Annotated in this window: 10 protein-coding genes; 5 read left to right on the top strand and 5 right to left on the bottom strand. The window is 57.9% G+C overall.

The features are described from left to right. Window positions 1–168: 168 nt before the first annotated feature. The 3 genes from KIP88_RS45145 to KIP88_RS45135 form a co-directional block, all read right to left on the bottom strand. Window positions 169–645 carry a hypothetical protein gene (locus KIP88_RS45145; protein WP_214494528.1) on the bottom strand — a complete coding sequence of 159 codons (477 nt, stop codon included), beginning with the start codon at window positions 643–645 and terminating at the stop codon, window positions 169–171. 43 nt (window positions 646–688) lie between these two features. After that, window positions 689–1,153 (bottom strand): TspO/MBR family protein, encoded by a 465-nt coding sequence (locus tag KIP88_RS45140; protein WP_214494527.1) that lies wholly within the window; start codon window positions 1,151–1,153, stop codon window positions 689–691. A 164-nt stretch (window positions 1,154–1,317) separates the two neighbouring features. Next, complete coding sequence (locus tag KIP88_RS45135; RefSeq protein WP_214494526.1) at window positions 1,318–1,821, bottom strand: fasciclin domain-containing protein; 504 nt, start codon at window positions 1,819–1,821, stop codon at window positions 1,318–1,320. Between the two features lie 206 nt (window positions 1,822–2,027). Here KIP88_RS45135 and KIP88_RS45130 point away from each other — a divergent pair, with 206 nt between their 5' ends. The 3 genes from KIP88_RS45130 to KIP88_RS45120 all read left to right on the top strand — a co-directional run bounded on the left by KIP88_RS45130 (window position 2,028) and on the right by KIP88_RS45120 (window position 4,702). Further along, the gene (locus tag KIP88_RS45130; protein WP_214494525.1) at window positions 2,028–2,627 is read left to right on the top strand and encodes a helix-turn-helix domain-containing protein; all 600 of its coding nucleotides are present in this window, start codon (window positions 2,028–2,030) and stop codon (window positions 2,625–2,627) included. Window positions 2,628–2,671: 44 nt separating this feature from the next. After that, on the top strand, window positions 2,672–3,016 hold the full coding sequence (locus tag KIP88_RS45125; protein WP_249791548.1) for a hypothetical protein: 345 nt from the start codon (window positions 2,672–2,674) through the stop codon (window positions 3,014–3,016). A 1,239-nt stretch (window positions 3,017–4,255) separates the two neighbouring features. Next, window positions 4,256–4,702, top strand: a complete 447-nt coding sequence (locus tag KIP88_RS45120) for a Phasin protein (RefSeq protein WP_214494524.1) — start codon at window positions 4,256–4,258, stop codon at window positions 4,700–4,702. Window positions 4,703–4,704: 2 nt separating this feature from the next. On the opposite strand, the gene KIP88_RS45115 is transcribed toward KIP88_RS45120, so the two are convergent. Beyond that, a complete protein-coding gene (locus tag KIP88_RS45115; RefSeq protein ID WP_214494523.1) occupies window positions 4,705–4,911 on the bottom strand; it encodes a hypothetical protein in 207 nt (68 codons plus the stop codon). Window positions 4,912–5,092: 181 nt separating this feature from the next. Here KIP88_RS45115 and KIP88_RS45110 point away from each other — a divergent pair, with 181 nt between their 5' ends. Beyond that, window positions 5,093–5,350: a hypothetical protein gene (locus tag KIP88_RS45110; RefSeq protein ID WP_214494522.1), complete on the top strand. Its 258-nt coding sequence runs from the start codon at window positions 5,093–5,095 to the stop codon at window positions 5,348–5,350. A 17-nt stretch (window positions 5,351–5,367) separates the two neighbouring features. On the opposite strand, the gene KIP88_RS45105 is transcribed toward KIP88_RS45110, so the two are convergent. Then, window positions 5,368–5,631: a hypothetical protein gene (locus tag KIP88_RS45105; RefSeq protein ID WP_214494529.1), complete on the bottom strand. Its 264-nt coding sequence runs from the start codon at window positions 5,629–5,631 to the stop codon at window positions 5,368–5,370. A 306-nt stretch (window positions 5,632–5,937) separates the two neighbouring features. Here KIP88_RS45105 and KIP88_RS45100 point away from each other — a divergent pair, with 306 nt between their 5' ends. After that, complete coding sequence (locus tag KIP88_RS45100) at window positions 5,938–6,102, top strand: hypothetical protein (RefSeq protein WP_214494521.1); 165 nt, start codon at window positions 5,938–5,940, stop codon at window positions 6,100–6,102. Window positions 6,103–6,318: the final 216 nt, after the last annotated feature.

Raw genomic sequence — 6,318 nt, 5'->3', positions numbered from 1 at the left:
CCCCTCCTATTCTGAGAATGTCCGTTCACCGGGGTAGACCGGAAGTCGCCGTGGTCCGACCAAACCGACGCGAATGCCCTTAACTGACGTCGAGCAACAACTCCCGACAATCACCGCGTCATAGGTTGAGGTGCCGCGCTGTGCGGGGCGGCAGTGAAGACGCGACGTCTAAATTCTCCGGCTGTCGTAGGCCCAATGTAACAACGCCTGGCGCTGGTACGGCCGGCAAGTCGGGTCGCACGGTTCGCAATGCTTCCTGATTTGTGAGACGTGTCGCCTCATGGCCTTCCAACGCCCGATCTGTCGCGTGTCCTCCTCAGGCAAGCGCCGGCCTAGGTAGTATCGACAATACCACTGGAACCAGCCGCGCGGATCGTTCGGATGTATCCAGCCCTTTCTCCGCCATTCCGACAAGCGTTGGCTGGCGTCCACGCCGAAATAGTTGCAAAGGCAGTCGCGGCCAGAAGGCGAGAGCTTCGCCCGCGCGAACCAACTCGCGGGAAACTCGTCACGACAATCGGTGAGGTATTTGCCGCAGAACACGCCGAGTTCCAGCATCTGCTTGGGCGTCAAATCGGGCCGGAATTGCGGGTCGAAATCGCGCCCGGGCGGCGCAGACAATACATAGCGGTAGCCTCTCTGCATCTTGTCACTGACGATGACTTGCGGCGGCGCATCCGGCCTCCTGTTAGTTCAATAGCCAGATTGCGCCGTTCAGAACCGAAGCGAATGCCACCCACACCGCGTAGGGCGCGAACAGTAGAGATGCGATTCTATCCCATCGCCAGGTTATCATCATGAAGCTAATAATCGTCATCAGGAGCAGCACGATTACGCCAAGGGCGATATCGATGCGATGGCCTGAGAAGAAGATGGGCGACCAAACGAAATTCAGTGCCAGTTGTCCCCACCATAGGTTCATCGGTGAGTTGATGCGGCCCTCTCTCCAAACACGCCACCCAGCGATCGCGATGATGATATAAAGCGTGCTCCAAACCGGGGCAAAGATCCAGTTAGGCGGACTGAAAGGCGGCTTGCTTAGCGCCGCATACCATGCACCGGGGGCGGTCGCGAAACCGATGATAAGGCCGCCACCCAGAACGAGCGCAACAAACAAAAGTAAATTACCGAGTTCGGCCGCGCGCATTTTCATTCGAATGGGTCTTCGTCGCTGTTGTTCGGCAAAAGAATGTTTCTCTTGTCTCGGATGAGGAGCAGCGATTCGCATCTCCTATGGGGTGCCTTGTCGAGAAGGTGCCGGTCCGCTTTGAAGCAAAGCGGACCGGCGGTCGATCGCTTGTGGGGATATATGGCCGATCAGCTCTGGGGCGGCAGGATGACCTTGTCGATGACGTGGATGATGCCGTTCGAGGCCGCGGTATCAGCCTTTACGACGGTGGCGTCGTTGATCGTCACCTTGCCGCCTTTGGTCGTGACCTTCACCATTGCGCCGTTGACGGTTTTGGCCTGGTCCAGCTTAGTTACCTGCTCGGCTCTCACCGCGCCCGGCACCACGTGGTAAGTGAGGATGGCCGTCAGCTTCGCTTTGTTCTCGGGCTTCAGCAGGTTCTCCACCGTACCGGCCGGCAATTTGGCAAATGCCTCGTCCGTCGGTGCGAACACCGTGAACGGTCCGGGACCTTTCAGAATAGCAACCAGATCGGCCGCCTTGAGCGCTGCCGCCAGCGTCTTGAACTGGCCGGCACCGACCGCCGTGTCGACAATGTCCTGATTGCTGGCGCGCGCGAAAGTGCTGCCGATCGCCAAAGCTACCACGGCCATAACGACCGCGGCCTTCGAAACAATACCTACTCTGCTCATCTTTTAGCTCCTGTGACTTGCGGGGCCGGCTTGGCGGCCCGCGTTCCGGTTTCGAGGGAGGGGAGAAACGTGTTCTGCCTCGCACCTTGTTGAATGGTGGTAGAACTGATTTTCATCAAGAGCATATTGACGTGATATGAAAAGTAGTTTTCGTGCTGATAAAAATGCGCCCCATCTTTGAACTGGGATGAAATGAGGCCGGAACCATGCTGTCGGAGACCCTGATCACGGCCCTTAAGGACTATGCCATCGGCCCAAAGATCCGCCGGCTGCGGCTGCGCAAAAAGCTGGGGCTGGTTCAGCTAAGCGAGCACACCGGTCTCTCGCCGGCGATGCTGTCGAAAATTGAACGGGGGCATCTGTTTCCGACGCTACCGACCTTGTTGCGGATCGCTTTGGTGTTCGGCGTCGGGCTCGATCACTTTTTCAGAGAGGACAGCGACCGGCCGGTACATGCGGTCGTGCGCAAGGCGGACCGCATTCGTCTTCCGGAGAAGGCGGGACGGACTTCGCCCGCTTACTGCTTCGAGTCGCTCGACTATCCGGTCAGCGACCGCAAGCTCAACGGCTATTACGTTGAGTTTGGGAAGGAAGACGAGCAGTCGGAGCCTCACGAGCATCCGGGCGCGGAGATCATCTACGTTTTGGATGGCGAGCTTGTGGTGAACCTGGAGGGAGAGGACTTTGCGCTGGGCCAGGGCGACTCGATGTATTTCGATTGCGCTCATCCGCACACTTACCGCCGTAAAGGGTCGTTACCGTGCGCGGCCATTGTCGTCGTGACGCCGGAATCAGCTTCAACGTGACCGGGATCGCAAGACAATCCCCTAGAGGAACAACTGAAGCGTGGTTGAAAATCAAAGCCGTGCAGAAGGGCAAGTTTCCGGTCGTCGGCTTTGTCAAAGACCCTAGCGGTGTTGCGGCGCTCTATCTCGGCAAGCAGGAAGGCAAGGACCTTGTGTACATGGGCAAGGTTGGGACCGGTTGGTCGCGCACTGTTTCCAGCCAGATCAGGAAGCAACTCGACACAGTGGTTAGCCCGAAATCAAAGCTAACTCGAAACATCAGGAAGCCAAAGGCCACATGGGTCGAGCCGATGTTCTATGCCGATGTTGAATACCGGGACATCACGTCGGAAGGCTTGCTGCGCGCCAGTTCATTTAAGGGGCTGACCAAGGGAACGGGGCGCAGCTGACAACCTTCGTTCTTATGTCCGTTACTGAGTGTAAAGCTGACCTAAGCCGGTAATGAGCAGATGTCGCCTTTTGGCACTTTTCGGACCTACGTGGTCAAGCCCGCGATGTCGGCTCATCGGGGTAAAGCGGACCTCGCAACAGCGCCCAAGTCTGAAAAGGACCCAAAGCGGTACATCGGGCCTCGCCTAGATGTCCAAGGCGCCCACTGCTATTTTCATTGTGCACGCCACGTTAACTTGGCCCTGTTCCTGCGCCGGTCGACGACAGCGACAACCCGACCGCTGACGCTGGAGGAGTGGCAGAATTCGGAACGCCTCGCTGAGGTCAGGCGCGAATATCCGTCGCCGTTTGCACAGCTCGGGAGCTACACGGCTGCGATCAGTTTCGAGGAGCAGCCCGCCGGCCTGTTTCGGTACCTGGGCGCTCTATTTGGCTAGGGATAAGCTAATCCGCGTGACAATAGCATCCCATTGGCGTTCCTCCGCGGCTGGATAATTGATCAGGACGCAATTCATGAAGCCTTTCGCGCGGTTACATCGATTGTACCAAGTGTGGCCGTCTAGCACACTGGACACGGCGAAAAACTTAGGTGTCACTCGTCTGTATTGTATATCGGCTGGCGGCCGCATCTTTTCCAGAAAAGCGGCAGGGGAAACGTTATCGGGATTAGGAAACGACTGGATCGTGAGGTTGGCCCGGTAATCCTTCGTAAAAAGATGGCGGCCAAGTGTTTCCTCTGTAGCGCCCTTGTCCTCCTCGAAAAGCGATATTGGAACATCTACGCTCAGGCCGGTCGCGGGAATTGTGTACCTTCGCCATTCCAAGCTTGCCGCCTGCGTTAAGGGCACAATGCTAAGGAGAACGATAGCAGCGAGCCGTTGACGCAAGCACATGTCGAGAATCCTTTAACGCAGGCACCGACCGCCCCGCGTTGGCGCGGTTTTAACGACGGGTAGAAACGTTCAACGATCCGAATCGTTCACGCTCCTCGAAGGAACATCCAGCCAATTCCGATCTGAACCCTTGCGGCCTCACAGCGCGTAAGACTGCTCGGCTCCAGGAACGTGAGCGCGTCGAACTTGTCCGCTGCACCGACGCTGGAGTGGCTGTGACCGATAACATTCATTGGCCGAACCCGGTGGCCCCCAGCGCGGTGCGTCTCCCATAATCCCGCGTTTGGAACGCTAGATCGCAAGGCCTGTTGTCTTCCAATGATCTACGACCTCTTGGAGCCTGAGATGAGTAAGCGTAAACCAGCCAAGGCGTCAAAGCGCGCCCGCAGCCCCGCCATAGCCACGCGGACCCATGGGAAGAAGCAGGCTGTTGTTAAAAGCGCGAAAGACAATCTATTGTGCTCTGTTGCCGCAGGGCCGATTGAGTCGCCACTCGAGCGTCATGACGATCCAAAACAAGAAGCTCCCAACGCTGCGAATCCGGTGCAAGACGGCCCCGGTCAGATGCGACGGCTTGATTTTGCCTCAGCGACGGGAAACATGGTGGCTTATCAAGTGAAGCTTCTGGAATTGACGCAAGCCAACATGCGATTTGCTTTTGATTTCAGCCAGAAGCTTGCGACGATCAGGTCGCCATTCCAATTTGTCGACGTGATTGTAGAATATACAAAAAGGCGGGTCGACATGTTGGGGAAGCAGTCGACAGAACTGGCTGCACTCCCAAGACGATGACTTCACTTGAACGAGGTGATACGCGAGCGATCGCCACGGCAAAGGTCGCGGACGAAACCACCATTGTCGGCCCGGTGACGCAGGACGGAGTGGCCGATGATCCCCGAGACTAAGAACGGCCTCAACGCGATGACCTGCGTCTCAGCGATGCAGAAGGCGATCCGGCGCGGGATGGAGCGCGGAGCGATGGAATTCGCGGTCGAACTCATGCACACGTCCAAAGGCTTCCACACGATGGTCTGTAACCGATTGGAGGTCATCTGCCATGAAGACCTTGACACGCTGGCGTGCCCCACGTGTTCCCCTTCGTCACCGCATCGCTGGCGGCATCGCGGGACCGCTACGCGAGTCCATCGGCGAAGCCCGATTGATGGTCGGCAAGCGATCCGCATGATGTCGCGCGCGCCGAAGTCCCGCGCCGGCTGTCATTTCGCAGCCGCCGTCGGCCTGCGGTCATCGCTGGAGCACTTGGCCCCGACAATTCCCGACTGGGCGGTCGATCAGCACACGCTCAAGGGCAAGGCGATGGGTCGCGCTCTCGACCACTTCCGCCGCGAAGGTGCGAAGCTAGTACCAGAGCGGACCGAGCCCGACCCTTCATTGAGGAAGTGTACAGACTGTGGTGCGCTCAAGCAGCGCGGCAAGTGAGCCCAGCAGCTAAAAAATCAGAGTGATTTTCGTTTGCGCCGTGTTCGCTTCCGGCTGAGCCGTTTGGCGTTTGCCGCCACGTTTTTTCGATATTGCTCAACAATCTTGTCTCCGGATGCGCCAGCCATCAGGCTTGTACCGGCCTTCGCCGCCGCAAGCATTTTTTCACTCACCATGCGCTGGGCTTCACGTTGGGCCGCTTTTCCGCCGCGCAACAACTTCGCGATCCGCAGTCCGATCACGCGATTGCTTTCTAGCCCCAGCATCATCCAGTTCCACATGATGTGATATTCCTGGTAAAGGCGACGGCCACCATGGACGAATTTGCGCGCCGGCGGGCCGCTACGCATTCGCATCAAAGACACGGTGTGCACGATGCCAATCAAAGCCGCGTGGCTGCCACGACGGGCACAATCTGCTCGCTCATTTCCTTCTAAGCCTGCCTTGGAAACACGCGTCCCTATGACCAACGACCTTGCAAGGGTTCCTTCACCTTGATCTAGGGAACACCCGAATTGGCAATAGCCGGGGCTCGCTTCTCATTGAAAATCAGACCGCTGCTGCTGGGGGCCAAATGGAGATGTCCGATGGGTGTGGCAGGCTGGCGCTTCGCGCATTTGAAGAGAAGTCTCCGAGTTCGGGCGGCGCTTGTCGGCCTGCTGGAAGAGTTGCCGTTTATCAGCCCGGTGGTGGTAGCAGTCGGTTCGACGGTCATGATCGTGATCAAGCTCTGGAAGGATTTTCCGCAGTGAGGCGGCCGACCGCCGAGGCGCTCATTTGCACGCCTTTGTGCACCGATCGGCATAAAATTAGCAGAGATTGCGCGACTGCGAATATCCTCAAACGGCGCGGTCGCCGCGGCTAGGCCCGCCCTCCAAAAGGACCCTGAAATTCGATGAAGCCTAATTGCGGTATGTTCGCTTTTAGGGGTGACGCGGACTTGCGTGAGTGACTTCGGGTATGCCGCC

Origin of the sequence: Bradyrhizobium sp. SRL28, from assembly GCF_018596315.1 — a bacterium.
Taxonomy (GTDB): Bacteria; Pseudomonadota; Alphaproteobacteria; order Rhizobiales; family Xanthobacteraceae; genus Bradyrhizobium.
This window is presented reverse-complemented; position numbering and strand designations above follow the sequence as displayed.

Excerpts from the sequence above, each read along its gene's own strand:
- KIP88_RS45145 (WP_214494528.1), bottom strand. The coding sequence starts at position 645 with ATGCAGAGAGGCTACCGCTATGTATTGTCTGCGCCGCCCGGGCGCGAT.
- KIP88_RS45140 (WP_214494527.1), bottom strand. The coding sequence starts at position 1,153 with ATGAAAATGCGCGCGGCCGAACTCGGTAATTTACTTTTGTTTGTTGCG.
- KIP88_RS45135 (WP_214494526.1), bottom strand. The coding sequence starts at position 1,821 with ATGAGCAGAGTAGGTATTGTTTCGAAGGCCGCGGTCGTTATGGCCGTG.
- KIP88_RS45130 (WP_214494525.1), top strand. The coding sequence starts at position 2,028 with ATGCTGTCGGAGACCCTGATCACGGCCCTTAAGGACTATGCCATCGGC.
- KIP88_RS45120 (WP_214494524.1), top strand. The coding sequence starts at position 4,256 with ATGAGTAAGCGTAAACCAGCCAAGGCGTCAAAGCGCGCCCGCAGCCCC.
- KIP88_RS45115 (WP_214494523.1), bottom strand. The coding sequence starts at position 4,911 with ATGAGTTCGACCGCGAATTCCATCGCTCCGCGCTCCATCCCGCGCCGG.
- KIP88_RS45110 (WP_214494522.1), top strand. The coding sequence starts at position 5,093 with ATGATGTCGCGCGCGCCGAAGTCCCGCGCCGGCTGTCATTTCGCAGCC.
- KIP88_RS45105 (WP_214494529.1), bottom strand. The coding sequence starts at position 5,631 with ATGTGGAACTGGATGATGCTGGGGCTAGAAAGCAATCGCGTGATCGGA.
- KIP88_RS45100 (WP_214494521.1), top strand. The coding sequence starts at position 5,938 with ATGGGTGTGGCAGGCTGGCGCTTCGCGCATTTGAAGAGAAGTCTCCGA.